Origin of the sequence: Sphingobacterium sp. UBA7038, assembly GCF_002494055.1 — a bacterium.
GTDB classification, from domain to species: Bacteria; Bacteroidota; Bacteroidia; order Sphingobacteriales; family Sphingobacteriaceae; genus Sphingobacterium; species Sphingobacterium multivorum.
Genome location: NZ_DLAV01000004.1, coordinates 96,280 through 118,108, shown reverse-complemented (window position 1 = coordinate 118,108; position 21,829 = coordinate 96,280). Strand labels below are relative to the sequence as shown.

The window sequence follows — 21,829 nt, the reverse complement described above, 5'->3', positions numbered from 1 at the left end:
TCAAGGGCTTCTTTCGTTTAGATACTCCCCGTACTTCCCCTGGCCTCATTGTGCCTTAGCAGTGTGAGGCATCTTTTTGTCCCTTTAATCATCTCAATTAACCGGCTGCCCACTTATTTATAGCTACAAGCTGCAAGGTGAGTACTGGATAACCGGATCGTGGCATGATCAGAACATTTGAAAACGCTGCTGTAACTCCTTTACTTGCTCTGATCCCTTGGCACTATCTCCGCTGAAGTGGACATCCTCCTCTATGTATGTATACATACACATGAAGCTTGGTCATCCAAAAGGACAGCGTGAGCAACTAATGGATGCAAAAATGTAGGCTCAGGACACTATAGGAAATTTACCTGATTTCATTGGATCGCCAATAGCAATGGTACGCAATCAACGACATTAGGATAGATTCAATAAAGACGGCACTTAAATCGCTATCGGTTAAAGTGCCGTTCTTTCTTTTATATCTGCGTTGTTGCTGTAATATTAAGGAGTTCCCTTGGGGTATTGATAATGTATTTTGCCCCGTGTTGTCTCAATTCGTCTTCATCGCGAAAGCCCCAGGTAACACCGATTGCTGTTACCCCGGCATTATTGGCCGTATCCATATCGACCGATGAATCACCGACATACAGACAATTTTGTTTGTTGACACCTAATGTCTCGAGGCTATCTAGGACGATTGCGGGATCGGGTTTGGCTGGATGACCAGCGCGATGGCCGAGGACAAGGTCAAATGGAATATCGGGGAAGTATTGTTGCATCAGTGGGATGACTGCCTCGTGGTATTTATTGGACGCCACGGAGATGAGGTAACCTAAAGACTTCAATTCTTGAAGCAGCGATACAATTCCCGGGTAAGGCCGTGTATGCGATACAGGTTTTTGTTCATAATAGCTTTTAAAAGCTCCAAGTAAGACTGTAATCGTCTCTGCCGTTCGTGCTTCTTCGGGCAATGCCCTTTCGATGAGTTTCTGTACGCCATTGCCTACAAATTTCTTATAAGCAACGAGTGGATGCGTTGGATATCCATGCTGTTCAAGAATAGCATTGCAGCTGTCCCCCAGGTCTTGTAATGTATCTAGCAGTGTTCCGTCCAGATCAAATATGATAAGTTTCATTTGATAAATCTAGTAAAAATTGCGGTTGAACCATGGTAGAATAGTGAGATTAAATGGAGTTTAATTATTTCCAAATGGAGGTATTTATATTTCCTTTCTGTGTATCATTTAGATCGGGGAAAAAAGTGAATCCAGTTATTTTTTCCAGTTCGCTTACGGTTAACCTATAATTTTCGAACGTGCTTCCTGAAGGTGGAATGACATTGTCAATCTTATAACCAATGGTATAATATTCGTTTCCTTTTTTCATTGCCAAGGCTTTGAAATAGTATTTTGGTTTGGCAATATCTTTTCCATCGTTGTCCTGCGCAAAATCGAGGCTGTTTTCAGTGCTGGTCTTAGGTATTGCGCCAGTTACGACATACATCGTGTCACACTGTGCAGTCCAGGTTCTCACTTTCGTTTCGAGGTTTGCCCAAATACCTTGGTTAAGTCGTGAAACCTGTGCTGTCATGTTGGTAAAATAAAATGTTGTTTTATTTTGAGCAATATTGAGATTTCTGTCTGCACTTGGCAATTGGTGCCCTCTGTCGTACCCTGTTGGCTGAAATCCCTTAAATAGATTGGGTTGAAATGCTGTTGATACGGCAGGATCGTAACCCCAGGCATCCGTACGGTTGCCTGACCCTAGCACACTGTTGTATAAGGGGTATGCAACCCAATATGCCATTTTTAGCTTTTTGTCATATAGCATCGCATAATTTCTGCTGTCGCTTGCGTCGGGCATAAAATGTTGTATAAATACCTCATCACTACTGAGATTGCTCATTTTGGGTATTTCCAGATAAGCTTGTGATTCACCAATCCCGCCGCTCGGTTTTCCATTGTCAATGTTGATATCAAAGCTATATTGGCTTCCGGCTATTAAATTTTTTAAATTCCGATTTTGGGGTATTGTCCAGGTATAGGTATTGCCATTAGTGGCAATAAACTTAATGGCCTTTCCTGTGATATCTTCGCCAGGAAGTAGCATAAATTCTATATGGGCGGTTTTATTGGTATTTAGTGATACCTTTTTTTGCACATCCTTTTTTTCGGTTGAATTAACAGTCAATTTTCCTGTTGTCAAATCGAATCCTCCCTGGATGCTTATAGCTGGCATTTTTACGATAATCTGATTGGCTTCCAATGCGGCTGTATTGGTTATGGATAGCTTAATGTTGACTTTGCTCAGTTGTCGTACAAAAATAAGTGGTACTGTATTGTTGCTTTTACCGATTTTTTTGGCATTGTTTGCATACATCAGGTCTAAGGCTGCCGGGTTGGACTGGTCACTTATATTGATGGGATATTGAAAGTCTGCCAGTGATTTGTAAGGATAATAGGCGATAAAGTCCACGTTTTCATTCGGTAGGAAAACCGGGCTGTTACTTTGAAAAACCGAACCGTTAAAAGTGAAGGGGTAATTTTTGACCTGGTCGATAAGCGAAATTGCTGCCAAAGGTTGGTCGGCTTTGTACATATATACACCGATTTGGTCATTTTTATTCCAGAAACTCTCTGTCGTTTGTGTGTTGATTTGACCGACAATAGTAGGGGTAAATAGCACCGCTGCTCGGTCAATTCTAGTTTCCGTTTTCTGACAGGAGTTAAAAGTAAGCAATGCAATTATAATGTAGGCTATCCGGAATATATTTTGATCCGGTATCGCTTTGGTCTTGTTCGTCATATGAATAGCTAGTGTATATTGATAAAGTGATGGCAAAAATAGTTAAGTTCGCTAGAAGTTACAGCGATCTTTTTAGTAATCCCGGTTATAAGGTTTGTATTGGATTGATCTTTAGATAGATATTTTAGGCACTATTTCGGTTTTTATAGTATCTCACTTGTAGTATATTTAAAGATCTCAAACAGTTGTTAAGACAATAATATAGGTAATTGATACAATATTTAGCAGTATGTGTTCCATACTTGTTTAAAAATCATTTGTTTTAGGTTGCTGTTGTGCTATTATGTGTAGTACTAGGGTAACGCTTTTAATTCCTTTTGGAAAAAATTAATACGAAGGTGTTGATTTTCTTCATTTTTCCCTGAAATCAGGTAGTAAAATATATTCTCGTTTCTAATAAATTTGTCAATAGGAAAAAAATAGCACAATGTTTGCTGTTCATGTCAAAACATATATTGATTTGACAAATTATTAATCGTTACGAGGTTGTAATGGAAGAAGTATTTAAAGTAAAAGGAAAATTGAATAGATTTTATGTGATTATCTGTGCTGTTGTCATGGTATTGACGGCATCGAGCTGCTTTGATTTTGTTGAGCAGATCGACTTAAAATCAGACGGTTCCGGACATATTGCCGCCACATTAAATTTGAGTAAAAGCAAGACCAAGGTAGCTTCTTTAATGAAGATGAAAAGTATCAAGGGAATACAGATCCCTTCTCAAGCCGATATGGAGAAAGAGATTCGATCTGCTGTTCAGCTACTCAAACAAACTAAAGGAATTTCTAATGTACAGTACAGCACAGATTTTACCAATTATATCGTTAATATCTCCTGTGATTTTAGCCAGATAGAATCCTTGAACGCCTTTTCGGATATATTGGCAAATCGGTTTAAAACGAAGATATCGAATTCAAACCGCTATTATTATAACGCACAAAGCCACGTATTTGAACGCAAATTTATGGCTTCTGCTGACTGGAAAGCAAAATTTAATCAACTGGGAAACGATAATACAACTCAGTTTGCGGACGCATTCTATACGCAGATTGTACGTTTTGAAAAACCGGTTGTATCTCAGGCAAACAGTCTTGCAAAGGTTGCCGGGAATAAGAAAGGGGTCTTGCTAAAACTACCATTTATGGATTTGGTCTATGGTAAATCGAGCTTGGCAAATAAAATCACATTAACAAAATAACCTATAACATTGGTGAAACCGGGACTTCATTTAGTTGCTGAAAGCGTTTCTATAGAGCAGGTTCGGTGTAGCTGAAAAATTATTTATAAGATGAAATCAAAATTTATACTGCTAGGATTAGCCTGTTTGTCTTTTGGGACAATTGTAAAGGCGCAGGACTTGATCAAACAGATCCCCGAAGATGCAGAAATGATTGCAGCTTTCCATATGAAAGACATTGTGCAGAAAGCAAATGCCAATAAACTGAACGAGTTACTCCAAAAGACTGGTTTTTTTGAGAAATCGGGAATATCAGCGAGCAATGATATTAAAAATTTGGGAGTAGACCTATCTCAAACGGCCTATTTTTATACCAGAAAGACCGATAGTATCAGTTTTACGGAATTTATATTTTCTTTGAACAACAGGGGGCAATTTGAGAAACTGCTTCATGAGGCGGGTGAACCCAAGGCATTTGCCAATGGTTATACGAGCATAGGCCTCAAGGCGGGGAGTATGTTAGTATACAACGATCTTATCGCTAGATTTGTTTCGGCAACGACAAATACCAGCTTTTTGGACAATGATTCGATTGCTAGTCGTTATGGAATCCAAAAGGTGGATTACGTTGGGCGTCCAGCTGATGACGAAGATGCTTGGGCAGATACAACTGTAGCCGCAATGGACTCTGCTGCCGTAGTCTGGGATGCGGATGAAAATCTAGCGGTGCCAGTATCCCCACCGGTTGCTATAGCTGCGGAACCTGATACGATAGTAGGTGCTACAGAAGTACTGCCACCAGTTGTTGATATTGCTGCGGCTGCGGCTGCGGATGCAGCGGCTGACGCGGCAGACATGCATGATCCCGGTTATTATGATTCGCTTTATACGGCCTATGAAGATCAAAATCGGAAAAACGATTCGATTCGTAACGGCTTACGTGATAAATGGTTATTGAATGAAGTTACCCGTTTGGTTTCAGGGAGTTATAAGTCTTTGTCAATTGCAGATCAGGAGAAGGTTTTAAAGAATCTCGGGCTTATTCGATTGTATGTTCCTCATGTAGAGGATCTGTACCGTGGTCTATTGCCTTATACCACCTCTCTTCCTTATTATTATATGGGAATTAAACTGGATAAGTTCAAGACGGGTTATCAAGACGGTCTATTGGATTTAGTGCAAGAGGGGAATGTGCTGAAATTAAAGGGATCTGTGGGTTTAGATAAGGCCCTTGCTGAGATGACCAAAAGAATGTATGCGCGAAAACCTAATTCGAAGTTCAGTAAATATTTAACGGATAAAACCTTAGGTTTTTTTAATGTGAATATTAATTCAGAGGCTTATCTGAGAGAAATGCCTGCCTATATGGCAAAATATTATAGCGGTTTATTGGGGCCTCAACAGGACCTTGTCGAATGGGGACTGATGGCTCTTGAAATAGCACTAGATGAAAAGGCCATTGCCCAGGTAATGCCAGGAGACCACCTCGTGGTTGTTAACGGTCTTCGTAAGTTCAAAAAAGATTATATCGATTACACCTACGACGATGATTACAATGCAATCGAAGTGAAAAAGACCAAGGAAGAAACACTTCCAGTATTTATTTGGATGTTCACATCAAAGGATCAACGTCTGATAAAAAAAGGCTTGGACATGGCTGTTTCAAAGCAAGTTGGGCAGGTCTATGATGGCATTTATGCGTTTTCAAAACAGAAAGCCAAGGATTTTCCAATGTATGTTCTCTTGAAAGAAGATTTGGTAATGGTTAGTAATGACTCATTGTCCCTAAATGATATCCGTCAGAATAAGATGAATGCTCCCGGAAATAAAGACTTTGTAAAACTGATGAAGCAAAACAAGATGTCAGCAGCTATTGACCTACAAAAGCTACCGACAATGTTAAAGGAAATGGGGGTTACACCGGATAAACAATGGGAAACAACACTGGCACAACTCAATCAATATGGCAGTACCGCAATTACTTCCAAAGGTGTGGTTGGTAACCGTGCTGAGGTTGAAATGTCGACAAAATTGCCGCAGACCAGTGATGGTGCGATCAGTTATTTACTCGATCAAATTTTGGCGGAATTAAATAAAATGTAGCGGCTCCCCAAAGTGGATTATTTATTTTGTTGTGATAAAAATGTGTTATGAAAGTATAAAAGGTATATGAAATTCTATAATTAGTTACGAAGTGTCGTTTTTAGTATACATCAAATTCTAAATTTGGTGTATATTTGTTCGTTTTATGCAATGTGCTTTCGGTTCAAAGAAAATATTGATAACCTTCTTTTTTGGTTTGTTTTTTGATAATTCTGAGGCGGTTTTGTAATCCAAGGAAAATTTGATCTTTATGAATTTATCATATATAAGAAGAAGGCTTCGCAAAGAAAATCCACGATGGGTTGTATTAATATTTGATTTGGGTATAGTTTTGTTTTGCTATATCTTCTCGAATTTTATTGTTAATAGCTTTAAGGGAAGTCTAGATATATTTGATATGATGTGGAAAGCACCTATTGTATTGATCATCTATCTGAGCTGTTTTGTCATAATGCAAACCTACAAAGGTATTGTAAGGCAAACAGGGTTAAGTGATGCCGTTAAGATATTTAAAACATCTTGGCTTGCTTTTATGATTTTGGCATTATTAAGTGCGATAGTTCGGGTTTTCTTCGGTGAAGATCAGAATATATTTGGTTTTCTTAGATTATCATATGGTGTACTTTTAATGCATACCTTTTTTACGATGGTTTCTTTGGTTGCCTCCAGAGTTTTTTATCGTACAATATATGAAAGTTTGTTTCTGAGGAATAGAAAAATGAAGCAAGTGTTGATTTTTGGCGCTTCAAGACCAGGTTTGGTTGCGTTCTCTTTACTGAAAGAAGATCAGAGGACAAAATATCAAGTTATCGCATTTGTTGAAGATAAGGCCTCGCGTGTGGGGAAGCGTATTGCGGGGTTGCCTATAATCGATATTTCTAGTTTAACAAAAGATTTTATTCGAGGGAATGATATCTCTGATGTTATTATAGCGGTTGAAAATGACGATCCCGAAAGATTGGCGAAAATAACAGATGCTTTTCAGCAATTGAAAGTTGAGTTGAAAATTATGCCTCCGGCCCATTTATTGTTAAATTCGGGTATCAAGAGAGAAATTAGGCCTCTTAAAGTAGAAGATTTATTAGGGAGGAAAAATATAAAATTGAACAATCCTGCAATAACAGCTGAGACTGAGAATAAAGTAATTCTGATAACGGGCGCTGCAGGATCTATCGGGGGGGAACTTTCTCGTCAAATTGCAAAACAAAGATTTAAAAAACTGGTTTTATTAGACCAGGCCGAATCTCCACTTTATGATTTGCAGCAATCATTAAACCTGAATAATTCTGATAAAGTAAAGTGTGTTGTTGGCGATGTTAGGGATATTGTATTTTTAGATCATTTATTTAATCAGTATAATTTTGATATCGTTTTTCACGCTGCTGCTTACAAACATGTTCCTCTAATGGAAGATAACCCTTATGAAGCTATTTGGACAAATGTTGTTGGCTCTAAGAATCTTGCAGACCTTGCCTTAAAGTATAATGCCAAAAAATTTGTTATGATTTCTACTGATAAGGCGATAAATCCTACAAATGTGATGGGAGCAACGAAGAGAGCTGCTGAGATTTATGTCAGCAGTTGTTATGGTAAGGGTAATACATCGTTTGTTATTACACGGTTTGGAAATGTATTAGGCTCAAATGGTTCAGTTATTCCTTTGTTTGAGAAGCAAATGTCTGAAGGAGGTCCACTTACCCTTACGCATCCTGATATTACACGTTATTTTATGACTATTCCGGAGGCATGTCAATTAGTTCAGGAAGCTGCCGTTATGGGCCAAGGCGGGGAGATTTTTGTTTTTGATATGGGTAGCTCTGTCAAAATTATGGATTTGGCAAAACGGATGATTCGTTTAAAAGGATATCGGTATCCTGATGATATTGATATCAAAATAGTGGGACTTAGACCTGGTGAAAAAATCTTTGAAGAGCTGTTAGCTAATGGTGAAAATACCTTGGAAACTCACCATCCTAAAATTATGATTGCAAAAATTAATCATGAAAACCTAGCATTTAAATGTGAAAAATTGAAAGAACTTGTTACTATGACCTCATTGCAAAAAGTGGACGCAATGTCCTTGGTAAAAGTTTTAAAAGAGATTGTTCCAGAATTTAAATCCCAAAATTCAGATTTTAGTGTATTGGATTTTGATAATGATGGGGTTCAAGTAGCAACCTAATTGTAATCTAGAGATGATTATCTAATAAAAAAATGATATTTTTACCACGAATTATACAAATAATACTTCATTCATGCATACTTATTTTAAGTTTAAACATTATTTTCAAATATTATTGCTAACAAGCATAATTTTAGGGCTAACATCCTGTGGCTCTCGAAAGAGTATAATATACCTGCAATCCGACTCGACAAATATTGTTAATGATTACGAAAAATACATTCCACGCATACAACCTAATGATATTTTATCAATAGCTGTTTCTGCTGCTGATTTGAAAGCTGCTATGCCATTTAATCAAGTTAGCCCCTATCAAATGAATAGTGCTACTAGTACCGATTTGGCAATGAAGCCAACTTACACCGTCGACCAAATGGGTATGATTGATTTCCCTGTAATAGGTAAGATTCGTTTGGAGGGTTTGACAAGAATGGAAGCGATGGATAAATTGCGGGGAGAATTAAAGAAATATATTGTTGATCCAGGGGTTAATATGTCATTCAATAATTTCAAAGTGACGGTGATTGGGGAGGTGGCTCGTCCGGGCTCATTTCCATTACAAAATGAGCGTATAACATTGCTTGAGGCCTTAGGTATGGCTGGAGATATGACGATGAAAGGGGTAAGAAATAACGTCTTGGTCATACGAGAGGTAAATGGACAAAAAACGGTTAATCGAGTGGATCTTTCTAAACAAGGTGCTTTAAATTCCCCTTTTTATTATTTAGCACAAAATGATGTTGTGTATGTTGAACCAAATAAATCTCAAATTCGAAATGCTAATTATGGTCAGAATACGAATGTGTTGATCTCAGTAGTTGGTTTGATTATCACTGTTATTTCTGTTATTGTACGTTAAAAATTTACAAATTTTATTATGCCTGATAATTTATCGCAATTGAGTTCTGATTCACAAGAAGACCAGCAAATAAATATAAAAGCCCTTTTTGAGCAATATTTTTACTATTGGAAATGGTTTGTTTTGTCTATTTCAATCGTATTATTTAGTGCATTTCTTTATCTTAAATTTGCAACTAAGCAATATAAAGTAGATGCTAAAATACTGCTGCCAAATGAAAATGAAGGTAAAGGTGAGTTGGCTGGCCTAGCGGATCTCGCATCTATCACTGGTAGTGCTGGTAATACGGCTAAAGTAATGGATCAGATTGATGTTCTTAAATCTAGAAGATTGGCTGGAAAAGTTGTCGATACGCTAAATTTGAACATTTCTTATTCTGAAGGTAGATTTAAGAAAGAAATGTTAGCACAACAAGAATCCCCAATTCGCCTCTTTTTGGTAAATTCAAATATATCTTACCAAGATACAATAAAAGGACGATTTCGTGTGGATATACTCTCTTCCACAAAAGTAATTCTCGAAGATGAATTGGGAAAGAATACAAAAGAGATTCTTCTTGGAACAAAAGTTAAGTCGAGTTTAGGTGAGATTATTCTTTTGCCTCAAACTCCAATTATTCAGTCTTTTATTAATAAAAGTATAAACATTACAGTTCTTCCTAGGTTGAATGCATTAGAGAATCTAGTGAAAGAGATAAATGTGACTCCCAATCAAGAAAAGCAATCCTATATTATTAATTTTTCAACTACTTCTGCCTCAGTCTTACAGGCTTCTAAAATTATTAATGAATTAATTAATCAATATAATATAGATCTTACTCAAGATAAAGATAAACTTACTAAGGCTACGTCTAAATTTATCAACGAGCGACTCGATAAAATTTCTGGGGACTTGTCTCATGTCGATAGTAAAGCTGAAAGTTTTAAAGAAGGGAATCGTCTAATTGATGTTGAATCTGAAGCGAAGCTTTTTCTTGAAAATGCTTCAGAATCAGATAAGAAAGTTGTAGAACAAAGAACTCAGCTTCAGTTGGTTGATTATATGAAGCAATATGTGCAATCCAACAATACCGAACTTTTGCCTACAAATATCGGCCTTCAGGATCTTTCAATTGAAAAGACAATTGCTGAGTATAATAAGATGGTATTAGAAAGAGATGATTTATTGAAGTCTTCTACTATTGATAATCCTGTCATTAAAAATATCAATGATAATATTAGGGTCTTGAATAACAATGTGATAAAGTCATTAAATAATTACCGAAACGTTACACAATTAGCCCTAAATTCTGCCCAAGCTAAGAAATCGGAGTTACAAGGTAAATTGAGTAATCTTCCTAAACAAGAACGTGGATTTAAAGATATTTCAAGAGAGCAGCAGATTGTCGAATCTCTTTATCTTTTTTTATTACAAAAAAGAGAAGAGAATGAGATCAAGGCCGCAGCAACACCGGACAATTTAAAGATTATTGATGAAGCCTTTGGCTCAAATATTCCAGTATCTCCTAAGAAAAGTATTGTGTTGTTAGGAGCTTTAATTGTTGGCGTGATCTTGCCATTTGGTATATTATATTTAAAGTTTTTATTGGATAACAAAATTCAGTCTAGGAAGGATATTGAAGATCTTATAAAAGCTCCTATATTGGGAGAGATTCCTAGAAGTGAGCATCCTATCATCCAGGAGAATGATCGTTCTTCATTAGCCGAGGCTTTTCGAATACTCCGTACAAATATGTCCTTCATGTTGGGACCTAATAAAAATGATTCGAAAGTTATTTTTATTACTTCAACAACGTCTGGAGAAGGGAAGTCGTTTGTGTCAACTAATCTAGCGAAAATTCTTGCCATGTCTGGGAAAAAGGTACTTCTGATCGGTGCAGATATCCGAAGTCCTAAAGTTTTGGATTATTTGGGACTTGCTCACCTTCAACACACCAATATAGGTATCACGCAGTATATGATTAATCCCGACATGGAACTTGATAATATCGTAATAAAGAAACCTGGGAATTACAATTTTGATATTATTTATTCGGGTTATGTCGCTCCAAATCCCGCGGAACTTTTAATGAACGGTCATTTTGACGACGTTATTGAGTACGGACGTAGAAATTATGACTATGTTTTGGTTGATACGGCTCCCGTGAGCTTAGTGACTGATACTGTATTAATTGCCCATAATGCCGACTTAACTATTTATGTGTCACGAGCAAATTATCTCGATAAAAGATTGTTACAAGTGCCTAAAGAGCTTTATCAACAAAGTAAATTGAAAAATATGGCTTTTGTAATTAATGATGTCGATTTTGCCAGAGGTTATGGCTATGGCTATGGCTACGGTTATGGTTATGGTGAGAGAGAAGATAAGAGTAGTAGAAGATTCGACTTTCTTCGAAATTTATTTAAATCTGCTAAAAAGTAGCTAGTTATCAGATATTATATCAATTATTAAAAGGCATCAATATTTAGTATTGGTGCTTTTTTGTTGGTACTCTTTTTGCTGTATTAATTTGGAGTTTTTTTGAAAAGCAGTTTCAAAGCATTTCTGCATAAACTGTAAATAAAAGGTTATAATGTAATATTTTGAGCTTTTACAAAAATTAGTTACAACTATTAAATTAGTTTTTTCTATAGAAAGGAATTGGTTTTTTAAATAAATTATGTTTAACTGTAGCGTTTTGTTTATGTTTTCCGTTATATTTGTAGTTTCTATTAAATTACTTTAAAATTATTTGATTAGTATATGGGGATATTGTCAAAATTGTTTACGGGCAAGAAAAAGGATTCAAAGATAAAGGTTGTAGGAAAATTAGCCTTTCTAGAGGTCGATATGCATAACCATATTTTACCAGGAATTGATGATGGAAGTCAATCTGTTGATCAGTCGATAGAGTTAATTAAAGGCTTAAACAGAATGGGATTTGATAAATTTATCTGTACGCCGCATATAATAGAAGGTGTTCATCCTAACACTTTGAGTACAATTGAAAAATCAAAGGATTTGTTGGTCAAAGAATTGAAAAAGATACCAAATTCTCCAGAGATATTTCATGCTGCTGAACATATGGTAGATGATGGGATTGAGAAATTAATCGGTTCAAATGAGTTGTGTGTAATGCCGGGCGGTTATGTGCTTATTGAAATGTCATATCTTCAAGAGTCTAGAGCGTTATTTAAAACTATCCTTGATATTCAGAATTTGGGATATAAACCAATTTTAGCTCACCCGGAGCGTTATAACTATTATCATTATAATTTTAATATGTATAAGCAGATTAAGGATGCAGGATGTATGCTACAATTAAATTTGTTATCGATAAGTCGTTATTACGGTGTTGAAGTTAAATCTGCTGCATTAACCATGATCAAATCGGGTATGTATGATTTTGTCGGAACAGATACTCATCACCAACGCCATCTAGTTGCATTGGAAGAGGTCGTTGCAAAATATCCTGTTAGAGATTTACTTAAAACTTGTAATATAATTAACTCGTCGCTTCAAGATCACTTAACACTTGATAGTGTGAACGTTGCTGGTTAGTAGTTTTGAAGTTATTATTCCTAAAATAATTAGTCTAATTCGTCTTAATATATTTTGTTGTTAAGAAAAGTGGCGAATAGTGAGTCCTATTTCTGCTATCTTGTGTTTTGCCCGTATGGATATTTCGAAAATTTGGCTACTTTTGGTTTTAGCATTTTTCATATGAGAGGAAACAGAATTTTTATTCAAGACTGGATAGCACACCATACTTATCAAAAAACAAACGAAATAGATAGTTATTACTTACGCGTTGCAAATGAAATCAATGATAGTTTATCTACACTATGGTTTGAGGAGCAAGAGACAAATGATCTCATCCATACCGATACTTTAAAGACATTGAGTATCTATCTAACGTGTTACTTAGAAGACGTTATTGCGAAAACAGGAATTTTTGCTGCTTTTAGAACGATCCATACAGAACTATACAATCAACTTTTGCCTTTTTATAATGATAATGACCTAACGGATTATTATGCTGAGGATATTAATAGTGAAGATATAGCTGTATTGACCTGGTTATTTTTCAGTGAACGTAATCCACATTTATTTATTGATCCCCGTGGTCGTTTGATCCAATTGGTTACAGATTTGGCCTATTCGATCTTGGAAGAACATTATGAAGTTGCTCCTGAAAATGAAAAGTTAAAACTAGAATATGTTTTGGACGAAGGGGCGAACTATTTTGAAGTCCGTAATTTTATTGAAAAGCTTGTTGCCACAAATTACCTGACAGCGGGTGAATATAACACCAATCTCAATCATTTGATGCAAGTTGCGGAGATAGGGCGATATCAACACGATCAGAATCAGTTACAACAGATGATCTATCGCGTTCGAGATAACCATTTCAATAATTACAGACTGCATCTGTTTGCATTGAAGGCATCTGAATTTGTAGCTGAGGTGGTTGGCAAAGAACATGCGCTATATGGTATTGTCAAAACTTTAGGTAATCGTATTAATAGTTTTTTTGAATATGTAAAAGCGGACAAGCTTTATGTGCATGTAAAACATATCGGTACAAAGACAGCATTTAAAATCTTTAAGGACTCTATACAGCAATTTGTTGAACCTACGGAAACCTTATCTTTCTATATGGAAATTGTGCCATGGAAAGATGCTTGGAATCTCTCTGGAATCATGACCGTTGTGAATACCGATGAGGTAAATTTTGATTTACCGGAGCAGTATGAGATGACTTATCGCATTGAGGCCTTGAATGGTAAGGATAAGAGTTTGAAGAAAACGGAAAAGCAGCTGAAAGATATGGGCAAATTGTTCCAGTCAGAACATAAGGCGGCTGTTGCGTTTATGGAAGGAAAAGAAGTGAAGGAGTTTGCAACAGATTTCTTTAAGAAGTATCAACAAAAATACCCGAGCAAAGAAGAATCTCCACTTCCAGAATCAAATTTGGATCTTACGGAAGATGCCCAAGTTACGGTATTCTTTAATCCAAAAACGGGTTTAGAAGTTTTTGGCGGTATAGCGGAATTTTTCCCATTAAAGAATAACGACTTCGCGGAGAAAGATGGTGAAATTGAGGTGCCTTATGCACGCTACTTTTTGAATCTTTTGGTCGAAGATTTTTTCCCAAGTGAGTTGCCTAAGTATTATGTTAATCTATTTAAGGCGGAGGTGGATAAGCAGTTCTTCTTTCCAGTGAATGACGAGGTCCTTGATTTCTTTCTCCGTTTTTATAAACGAGGAACTTACTTCTTGGGGCCATTTCCGTTGTTAAAATAACTTGTGTAGTCGACTAAAGAACTATAGGAATACATAAAAAGTTCCATTGCCTACCTGCAATGGAACTTTTTTATGTATTTAAGTCAGGCTATTCTTTGTTGTATAAGATTGCGCGGTCTTCTGGCTATTATTTTGTTGATCGAAAATCCCATGATACTAGTATTAATTTAATATAAATTCATTATAATTAAATTGTTATCACTTGTGAATCTGGGTCTACATGTCGCATATCCCACGCATTTATGGTATCCGAGTTTTGAACAGTACGGAGTTTAACAGTACACACCAAATCTAAGTAAGGGGACTAACACCTATTTTGGTGATGGTTGGAGTTGCCTATGAAAATCTTACCCTACGTGATGTGCCATTAGATAATATCGAAGATATGAATGTGCTGAAGGGAGCAACCGCAGCGGCATTGTACGGTAGTATGGGGGCTGGTGTGGCCATTATGATTACGACAAAAAAGGGACTTGCGGAATAAGGAACGGAGATCTCAGTCATAGCAATAACATGTTTTTTTCGGGTTATCTAGCTTTGCCCGAAGTACAACATGGATACCCGTCAGGTGAAAGGGGAAAGTTTAATAATGATGACTATGTGGGGGGGGGGGGGATAAACCGGATATTGGGCGTTCAGCCAAGCAATGGAATCCACTGACAAAACAACTGGAAGAGATGAAATTGCTTTCCCTTGGCAAGGACAGTTTTAAGAATTTTCTTGAGCGGGGATTTATATCCAATAACTCCGTTCGTTTTACCAACCAGGGTGAACATGGAAGTATTAGAACATCGATAAATCATATTTATAAAAAAGGACAGTATCCAAACCAAAAAGATGAATATGACAAACATGTCTGTCGCTGGGCAGACTAAGATTAGCGAAAAAGTTGATATAGAAACACGCCTTGCCTATAATCGTCGTTCAGCAAGAAGTAATTTTGGCGCAGGATATAATGATCAGGGGTATATTTCCAATATTCTCGTGTGGACTGGGCCTGAGTATAATTTACAGGATTACAAAGATTATTGGTAGATTAACGACCAATCTCAAAATTGAATGTATAAAGCCTGGTATGACAATCCGTATTTGACGGCTTATGAGAAGGTTACCCCTGAGCTGATTAATAAGATGAACGCTGCCTTGACCTTGAATTATAAGGTTTCTGATTGGGGGAAACTTAACCATATCGGGGTCGTCAGGCTTTACTTCGCGTTTGATTAATACGCATGAGGAGAAAATGACCAGATGTCATGGAATTACATTGGGTACAGCTGCTATAAAAAAGGAAAATTTCCAATGGGATATTATTTTAAATATGTCGCAAAACTTGGCATTCTTCCACAAGCTTGATCCCGTTTATTCTGCAGATGCATTATACGTTAAAAAGGGTATTCTTGATGAATTAGAAAAAGCAGATCAGCTCTTTGCAAGCGGAGCAAAATTTGCGGGTGATCCCTTGTATGGCGGAGACTTAACAAAATGGAGAAAACTCGTCAACAGGTTACCCAAAATGGAAAATCAACCCCGCATTCAGTTTAAATGCGGATGATCTAACCAAAATACCTGTTCGTTGGCGCTATCCAGCCAGTGAGTACACTTATAACGGACAAAATTTGGATGAAGCGCTCGCCCGCCAATATGGGGGGAAGGATGAGATCAATCGTTTGCGGGGATTTTTGTTAAAAACGTTACATTAAAAACGACAGCGAATGGATATATTCGCTTTAGACCATTGAATTTAGCAGAGAGATAACAAATTTATTTATGGATAGCAGAAGAGATTTTATTAAGAAGGCTTCGTTGTTAGCTGGTGTTTTTGGCTTACAGAGTGCTATGCCAGATGCCATACATCGCGCATTGGCAATTGAACCTATAACAGGAAGTACCTTTTTAGATGCCGAACATATTGTCTTATTAATGCAAGAGAATCGTTCTTTTGATCATAGTTTTGGAACACTTCGTGGGGTTCGGGGATTCAATGATCCACGGGCGATTAAATTGCCTAGCGGTAATCCCGTATGGTTGCAGTCGTCGGCTGCAGGTAAGACCTATTCGCCGTTTCGACTGGATATCAAAAACTCCAATGCTGCGTGGACCGGAAATTTACCACATTCCTGGGAAAACCAGATGGCAGCCCGTAATGAGGGAAAACACGATAATTGGATCGAAGCAAAACGGCCAGGAGGAAAGGTTCTGAAAGAGATTCCGCTAACAATGGGTTATTATACACGCGAAGATATCCCTTTTTATTATGCATTGGCTGATGCCTTTACGATCTGCGATCAGCACTTCTGTTCGTCTATCACAGGTACAACAACCAATAGGCATTTCTTCTGGACTGGAACCTGTGTGCCACATAAAGGGGCGAAGCCATTGGTGCGGAATTCCGATATCTATTTTAACCGTTGGGCACATTGGAAGACTTTTCCTGAACGCCTGGAAGAAACGGGGATCTCCTGGAAAGTCTACCAAAATGAGGTCAGCATAGAAAGTGGCTTAGAGGGTGAGGATCTGTTGGGAAATTTCACGGACAACAATTTGGAATGGTTTGCGCAATATCATATTGAATTCAAGAAAAGCCATCTTGATTTTATGCGGAAACGTGTCGCGGAATTACCGGCGGAGATTCAAGAACTTGAGAAAGCATTAGCTAATAATAGCTCCGAGAGTGTCCAGAAAACACAGAATAAACTCAAGCAGAAGCAGGAACAGCTGAATCGCTACCAAAAACATTTGGCACGCCTTACGGAGCATGCTTTTCATCAGCTTCCTGAAGAGCAGCGTGCTTTGCATGAACGTGCGTTTCAAACGAATGAGGGGGACTCCTTCTATCGGGAGACAAGCGTTGTGACACATGAGGGTGAAAAAATTACCGTTCCTAAGGGCGATGTACTCCACCAATTTAGACATGATGTGAAGTCAGGGAAACTGCCAGCAGTGTCGTGGCTTGTAGCACCACAAAGCTTTTCAGATCATCCGAGTGCACCTATGTATGGCGCTTGGTATGTATCGGAGCTATTGAATATTTTGACAGAAAATCCGGAAATCTGGAAGAAGACCATTTTTATTCTGAACTATGATGAGAATGATGGTTACTTTGATCATATTCCTCCTTTTGTAGCACCTAACCCCGCAGACAGCCGTTCTGGAAAAACTTCGCCGGAATTAGATTATAGTGGTGAATATGTGAGTTTAGCACAGGAGCTTGCCGATGGTGAAGAAAAAGATAATGCAACGGAAGGTCCAGTGGGGCTTGGTTACCGCGTCCCTTTGATTGTGGCTTCCCCTTGGTCAAAAGGCGGTTGGGTCAATTCGGAGATCTGTGATATCACGTCGACGATTCAATTTATGGAGTATTTTTTCGAGAAAAAGTTGGGTAAGCAGGTAAAAGAGGAAAATATAAGCTCCTGGCGTCGAGCTATTACAGGTGACTTGACATCGATATTTCGGAAAGCTGAGGGATCGAATGCTGTTGATTTGCCTTTCCTTGATCGGAATCAGCAGATCTATGCGATTGATCAGGCCAAATCGAAACCACTACCCAATAATTTTCACGTTTGGTCGAAAGAGGATGCCGCAGCATTACGGTCTAAGGGGCATTCCACTTTACTGGCGAGACAGGAGAAAGGTCAGAAAAATTCTAGCGCGTTGGCCTATGAGCTCTATGTTCAAGAATCCTTTTCTAATGAAGGCAACCGAATTCATTTAACATTAGAAGCGGGCAATAAGGTGTTTGGTGATAAATCGCTCAGTAGCCCTTTTAATGTCTATAGTGGACCAAGTTATAAAGAAGGGGTTAAATTTTGGCCTTTTGCAGTTGTTGCTGGTCGTAATCTGAGCTTTGACTGGAATCTGGCTGACTTTAAAGATGGGCATTACGATCTAACCGTATATGGCCCAAATGGGTTTATGCGGGGATTTAAAGGACATGAGGAACCATTGACTGTTCGTGCAACTTATGAAATCGGGAGGAAAGGGCACTTAACGGGTAATCTTGTTGTGGAGATTCAAAATCATGGTAAAAAATCATTCCGTCTACATGCGGAGGATAATGCTTATAGTACATGGAAGAAATCCATTGTACTTGCTGCCGGGAAAGCTACGAAGTGGATTGTGGAATCTCATAAAATCCATGGGTGGTATGATATTACGGTACATGCTGAGAATACCAAATTTGTGCGCCAGTTTGCGGGTCGTGTGGAAACGGGCAATCATTCGAAAACTGATCCACAATTGGGATAATAATCCGTTCCTACATAATTGACCAAAGGGTATATAATTAATATATTACTGACTAGGGTGAGAGATCCCAGTTTTTATTTTGACTGGGATCTTTTTGCATAGGTATGAGCATCCACTTGGGGTAGTCAGTAAACTTAGTGAAAAAAATATGATTTCTTTTTACAGGAAAGATAATCTCTATTTTTTAACGTTCTTCCTATATTCTCAAGGATTTTAATAGCTTTTTGGGGGAATATAACTCAGTTAGCTACCCCCCAAATCGTTGTTTTATTTTTTATGGCTGAGTTATACTTGTCAATGGGAAAATACTACTTTCGACATGCGCTTTTTCAATCAGCTGGCGTAATTCTTTTACTTTCTTTGGATTTCCCGGGGCAACATTGTGTTGTTCTTTGGGATCTCGTTTGAGGTTATATAGTTCGGCTGTAGATTGGCTACTTTTGACTTTTTGTAAGATAAGTTTCCAGTCTCCCTGACGCAAGGCTTGACGTCCCCCATCTTCATGAAATTCCCAGTACAGGTATTGGTGCTGTTTTTGTTGCTTGTTTTTACCTAGTAGCGTTGGCACAAATGAAATACCGTCTGTATAATGCGGTTTGTTTGCTCCGGCAAGCTCAACCATCGTAGGCATAATATCCCAAAAGGCGCCTAGGTAGTTTGAAGTTTTCCCTTCGGCAACTTTACCATGCCAGTACACAATGAAAGGGGTCTTGATGCCACCTTCATAGAGGTCGCGTTTGTTGCCACGCAACCCACCGGAGCTATTGAAAAAATTGGGGTCAGCTCCGCCTTCCTTGTGCGATCCGTTGTCGCTCGTAAAAATGATAATTGTATTGTCCAATAGCTTGTTTTCACGTAGCCGATCAACAATTTGACCGACATAAGCATCCATACGGCTTACCATACTCGCATACATCGCATGTGGTTTTTCAACCGAAGTGTAACCGGGAACAGTTGCTTGTGGTCCATAGTCATTTCCTTTATGCGGTTTTTCATCAAACCGGTCTGCATATAATTGGTAATATTTGTCATCCGGACCTGATAATTCGGCGTGTGGAAGAACGGTAGGTACATAAAGGAAAAAAGGTTTCTCCTTATTTTCATCGATAAATTCCAGGGTCTTTTCTTGGATTAATGCTGGTGCATACTGCCTTTTGGCCATTAAACCATTGCCATGGAGTTCTATCCTTTCCTTATTATGCCAGAGGTGAGTGGGGTAGTAACGATGGGATTGACGTTGACAGTTATAGCCATAAAATTCATCGAATCCTTTTTGATCGGGCGCCCCTGTTGTATTGACCATTCCAAGGCCCCATTTTCCAAATGCACCGGTTGTATATCCTGCCTGTTGTAGAAGCATAGCGAAAGTTTGTACAGAGTCGGCTAGCGGTTGTTGTCCTTCGGGTTCAATTTCTTTGTTACCGCGTACATCGGTGTGGCCAGTGTGCTGTCCTGTCATTAAAGATGATCGCGACGGAGCGCACACAGATGTCCCAGCGTAGAAGTTGTCAAATTTCATTCCTTTGGCAGCCAATGAATCGATATGTTTCGTTTCAATTTTTTGCTGACCGTATACACCAAGGTCTCCATAACCAAGATCATCTGCCATAATAAGTACAATATTCGGTCTTTGGTCCTTCTGTTGAGCTATCGCAAGAGAGGCTAGAGTCAAAAGAAGAGACAAGATAAAAGATGTTTTCATTTGCATTAGGTTATTTCTTCAAATTAATTTTTTCTTAGCTAAGACTGTCCACTAGTTTATATAGTAGTCCAATTTAATCCATTAAAACAGTCAGATGGTCCTAATTTAGTTTTATTGGTTATGCTTCGTATGCTTTTTTGTACTTCTATTTTTGAAAAGTATATTATTCTAATTATTTAAAAAGAATGAGGGTTAAATTTACTCAAAAATAGCTTTTGATCGTACTAGTTCGCATTGGTTGAGCGATAATAGCGGTAATGAAAGAGCCTTAATTTGATAATATGTTACTTTTTACTGTCTACGCATACGATTGTGTAATAATTTATTGTGTGCTATATATTGTAATCTCCGATATGTTCATATTTATTTTCTAATTTCACCCTAATTTTATGAAAATGCTCTTATGGCCAAATCAATTAAAGAAATAGCACAAGAACTCAATGTGTCTAAATCAACTGTTTCATTAGTCATTAATCACAAAGCCGAGCGAGCACGCATTAGCAAGGAATTGGAAAACCGTGTACTTGCATACGTTGAAAAAGTAGGCTATAAGCCCAATGCTCTCGCTAAGAGTTTAGCTACGGGGCGGTCAAATACCATCGGTCTAATTGTAGAGAATATTGGAGATTCTTTTTTTGGTCCATTTGCTTTATATGTAGAGGAATTGTTCCGAAAGAAAAATTATCACGTCCTCTACAGTAGTACGCTTGGCGATTCACAAAATGCACGCGATATCATTGATTCGATGTTGGAAAAGAAAGTAGAGGGTATTATTTTGGCTCCGACAGTAGATTTGGAAGAATACCAACGCAAAATATTGGAGCATAAAGTTCCATTGGTCGTTTTTGATAGGAATACTCCAGCAGTGGAAACCCATTATGTGCATATTGACAATGAAGTTAGTGGGAAGAATGCATGTGACCATTTGAAATCTATTGGTTGTAGAAATTTTGGACTGGTGACCATCGATTCGGATCAACCACAAATGTTGGCGCGCAAACGTGCCTATTTAGATTTTTGTGACACATACGGAATGGAGCCTCGCATACTGCAATTACCTTATCAGCATCTGAAGCAGAAAGGTTCACGTACGTTGAAAAATTGGGCAGCTAAGCAGGTTGGATTAGATGGTCTCTTTTTTACAACAAATTACCTTTGTATTCTCGGCTTGAAGGCCTTGCGGTCAGCGGATGAAAATAACTATGATTTTCCGATGTTTTCTTTTGATGACCATGAGTTGTTTGATCTTTTAAACCCTAAAATCTCCTGTATACAACAACCATTGGAACCTCTGGCTAAGACTTGTGTGAAAGTTTTGTTAAAGGAAATAGATCAAGGGATATCCACACCAAAAGAATATATCATCTCAACAAAATTGATGCGACGCTAAAATGGGACAGCAAATGAATATATAGAAATTGAATTGTAAAAATCATAAGACGTGTTTGTCCAATTCCTGGTCTTTATTTTGATTTAATATTCTTTTT

Annotated in this window: 16 protein-coding genes; 13 read left to right on the top strand and 3 right to left on the bottom strand. The window is 37.8% G+C overall.

Features of this window, described 5'->3' with window-relative positions:
• Positions 1 to 461: 461 nt before the first annotated feature.
• Together B3H30_RS01075 and B3H30_RS01070 are read right to left on the bottom strand one after the other, a co-directional pair.
• On the bottom strand, positions 462 to 1,121 hold the full coding sequence (locus B3H30_RS01075) for an HAD family hydrolase (protein WP_286833035.1): 660 nt from the start codon (positions 1,119 to 1,121) through the stop codon (positions 462 to 464).
• 64 nt (positions 1,122 to 1,185) lie between these two features.
• Complete coding sequence (locus tag B3H30_RS01070; RefSeq protein WP_286833033.1) at positions 1,186 to 2,790, bottom strand: DNA/RNA non-specific endonuclease; 1,605 nt, start codon at positions 2,788 to 2,790, stop codon at positions 1,186 to 1,188.
• Between the two features lie 491 nt (positions 2,791 to 3,281).
• On the opposite strand from B3H30_RS01070, the gene B3H30_RS01065 reads away from it, so the two are divergent.
• The 12 genes from B3H30_RS01065 to B3H30_RS01010 all read left to right on the top strand — a co-directional run bounded on the left by B3H30_RS01065 (position 3,282) and on the right by B3H30_RS01010 (position 18,640).
• Positions 3,282 to 3,986 (top strand): hypothetical protein, encoded by a 705-nt coding sequence (locus B3H30_RS01065; protein ID WP_286833030.1) that lies wholly within the window; start codon positions 3,282 to 3,284, stop codon positions 3,984 to 3,986.
• Positions 3,987 to 4,076: 90 nt separating this feature from the next.
• Positions 4,077 to 6,068, top strand: coding sequence for a hypothetical protein (locus tag B3H30_RS01060; protein ID WP_286833028.1), 1,992 nt, complete (start codon positions 4,077 to 4,079; stop codon positions 6,066 to 6,068).
• Positions 6,069 to 6,318: 250 nt separating this feature from the next.
• On the top strand, positions 6,319 to 8,250 hold the full coding sequence (locus B3H30_RS01055; RefSeq protein WP_286833025.1) for a polysaccharide biosynthesis protein: 1,932 nt from the start codon (positions 6,319 to 6,321) through the stop codon (positions 8,248 to 8,250).
• Positions 8,251 to 8,323: 73 nt separating this feature from the next.
• Complete coding sequence (locus tag B3H30_RS01050) at positions 8,324 to 9,109, top strand: polysaccharide biosynthesis/export family protein (protein WP_286833023.1); 786 nt, start codon at positions 8,324 to 8,326, stop codon at positions 9,107 to 9,109.
• 18 nt (positions 9,110 to 9,127) lie between these two features.
• Positions 9,128 to 11,530, top strand: coding sequence for a GumC family protein (locus B3H30_RS01045; RefSeq protein WP_286833021.1), 2,403 nt, complete (start codon positions 9,128 to 9,130; stop codon positions 11,528 to 11,530).
• 321 nt (positions 11,531 to 11,851) lie between these two features.
• Entirely contained in the window at positions 11,852 to 12,649 is a 798-nt protein-coding gene (locus tag B3H30_RS01040) for a tyrosine-protein phosphatase (protein ID WP_112374014.1), read from the top strand.
• Between the two features lie 162 nt (positions 12,650 to 12,811).
• Complete coding sequence (locus B3H30_RS01035) at positions 12,812 to 14,395, top strand: DUF3843 family protein (protein ID WP_286833018.1); 1,584 nt, start codon at positions 12,812 to 12,814, stop codon at positions 14,393 to 14,395.
• Positions 14,396 to 14,717: 322 nt separating this feature from the next.
• Positions 14,718 to 14,879, top strand: a complete 162-nt coding sequence (locus B3H30_RS01030; protein WP_286774673.1) for a hypothetical protein — start codon at positions 14,718 to 14,720, stop codon at positions 14,877 to 14,879.
• A gap of 353 nt (positions 14,880 to 15,232) precedes the next feature.
• The gene (locus tag B3H30_RS01025; protein WP_286767429.1) at positions 15,233 to 15,430 is read left to right on the top strand and encodes a hypothetical protein; all 198 of its coding nucleotides are present in this window, start codon (positions 15,233 to 15,235) and stop codon (positions 15,428 to 15,430) included.
• Between the two features lie 24 nt (positions 15,431 to 15,454).
• A complete protein-coding gene (locus B3H30_RS01020) occupies positions 15,455 to 15,619 on the top strand; it encodes a hypothetical protein (RefSeq protein ID WP_286767428.1) in 165 nt (54 codons plus the stop codon).
• Positions 15,620 to 15,713: 94 nt separating this feature from the next.
• A complete protein-coding gene (locus B3H30_RS01015; protein ID WP_286767427.1) occupies positions 15,714 to 15,947 on the top strand; it encodes a SusD/RagB family nutrient-binding outer membrane lipoprotein in 234 nt (77 codons plus the stop codon).
• A gap of 215 nt (positions 15,948 to 16,162) precedes the next feature.
• Positions 16,163 to 18,640 carry a phosphocholine-specific phospholipase C gene (locus B3H30_RS01010; RefSeq protein ID WP_286774668.1) on the top strand — a complete coding sequence of 826 codons (2,478 nt, stop codon included), beginning with the start codon at positions 16,163 to 16,165 and terminating at the stop codon, positions 18,638 to 18,640.
• 274 nt (positions 18,641 to 18,914) lie between these two features.
• On the opposite strand, the gene B3H30_RS01005 is transcribed toward B3H30_RS01010, so the two are convergent.
• Positions 18,915 to 20,342, bottom strand: a complete 1,428-nt coding sequence (locus tag B3H30_RS01005; protein WP_286774667.1) for an arylsulfatase — start codon at positions 20,340 to 20,342, stop codon at positions 18,915 to 18,917.
• A gap of 403 nt (positions 20,343 to 20,745) precedes the next feature.
• Here B3H30_RS01005 and B3H30_RS01000 point away from each other — a divergent pair, with 403 nt between their 5' ends.
• On the top strand, positions 20,746 to 21,732 hold the full coding sequence (locus tag B3H30_RS01000; RefSeq protein ID WP_286774666.1) for a LacI family DNA-binding transcriptional regulator: 987 nt from the start codon (positions 20,746 to 20,748) through the stop codon (positions 21,730 to 21,732).
• The last annotated feature ends 97 nt before the right edge of the window (positions 21,733 to 21,829 follow it).

Bases quoted from the DNA above. Each gene is read 5' to 3' on its own strand.
- B3H30_RS01035 (WP_286833018.1), top strand. From the start codon at position 12,812: ATGAGAGGAAACAGAATTTTTATTCAAGACTGGATAGCACACCATACT.
- B3H30_RS01040 (WP_112374014.1), top strand. From the start codon at position 11,852: ATGGGGATATTGTCAAAATTGTTTACGGGCAAGAAAAAGGATTCAAAG.
- B3H30_RS01015 (WP_286767427.1), top strand. From the start codon at position 15,714: ATGTCGCAAAACTTGGCATTCTTCCACAAGCTTGATCCCGTTTATTCT.
- B3H30_RS01060 (WP_286833028.1), top strand. From the start codon at position 4,077: ATGAAATCAAAATTTATACTGCTAGGATTAGCCTGTTTGTCTTTTGGG.
- B3H30_RS01070 (WP_286833033.1), bottom strand. From the start codon at position 2,790: ATGACGAACAAGACCAAAGCGATACCGGATCAAAATATATTCCGGATA.
- B3H30_RS01000 (WP_286774666.1), top strand. From the start codon at position 20,746: ATGGCCAAATCAATTAAAGAAATAGCACAAGAACTCAATGTGTCTAAA.
- B3H30_RS01010 (WP_286774668.1), top strand. From the start codon at position 16,163: ATGGATAGCAGAAGAGATTTTATTAAGAAGGCTTCGTTGTTAGCTGGT.
- B3H30_RS01050 (WP_286833023.1), top strand. From the start codon at position 8,324: ATGCATACTTATTTTAAGTTTAAACATTATTTTCAAATATTATTGCTA.
- B3H30_RS01065 (WP_286833030.1), top strand. From the start codon at position 3,282: ATGGAAGAAGTATTTAAAGTAAAAGGAAAATTGAATAGATTTTATGTG.
- B3H30_RS01055 (WP_286833025.1), top strand. From the start codon at position 6,319: ATGAATTTATCATATATAAGAAGAAGGCTTCGCAAAGAAAATCCACGA.
- B3H30_RS01025 (WP_286767429.1), top strand. From the start codon at position 15,233: ATGAATATGACAAACATGTCTGTCGCTGGGCAGACTAAGATTAGCGAA.
- B3H30_RS01030 (WP_286774673.1), top strand. From the start codon at position 14,718: ATGGTTGGAGTTGCCTATGAAAATCTTACCCTACGTGATGTGCCATTA.
- B3H30_RS01045 (WP_286833021.1), top strand. From the start codon at position 9,128: ATGCCTGATAATTTATCGCAATTGAGTTCTGATTCACAAGAAGACCAG.
- B3H30_RS01005 (WP_286774667.1), bottom strand. From the start codon at position 20,342: ATGAAAACATCTTTTATCTTGTCTCTTCTTTTGACTCTAGCCTCTCTT.
- B3H30_RS01020 (WP_286767428.1), top strand. From the start codon at position 15,455: ATGTATAAAGCCTGGTATGACAATCCGTATTTGACGGCTTATGAGAAG.
- B3H30_RS01075 (WP_286833035.1), bottom strand. From the start codon at position 1,121: ATGAAACTTATCATATTTGATCTGGACGGAACACTGCTAGATACATTA.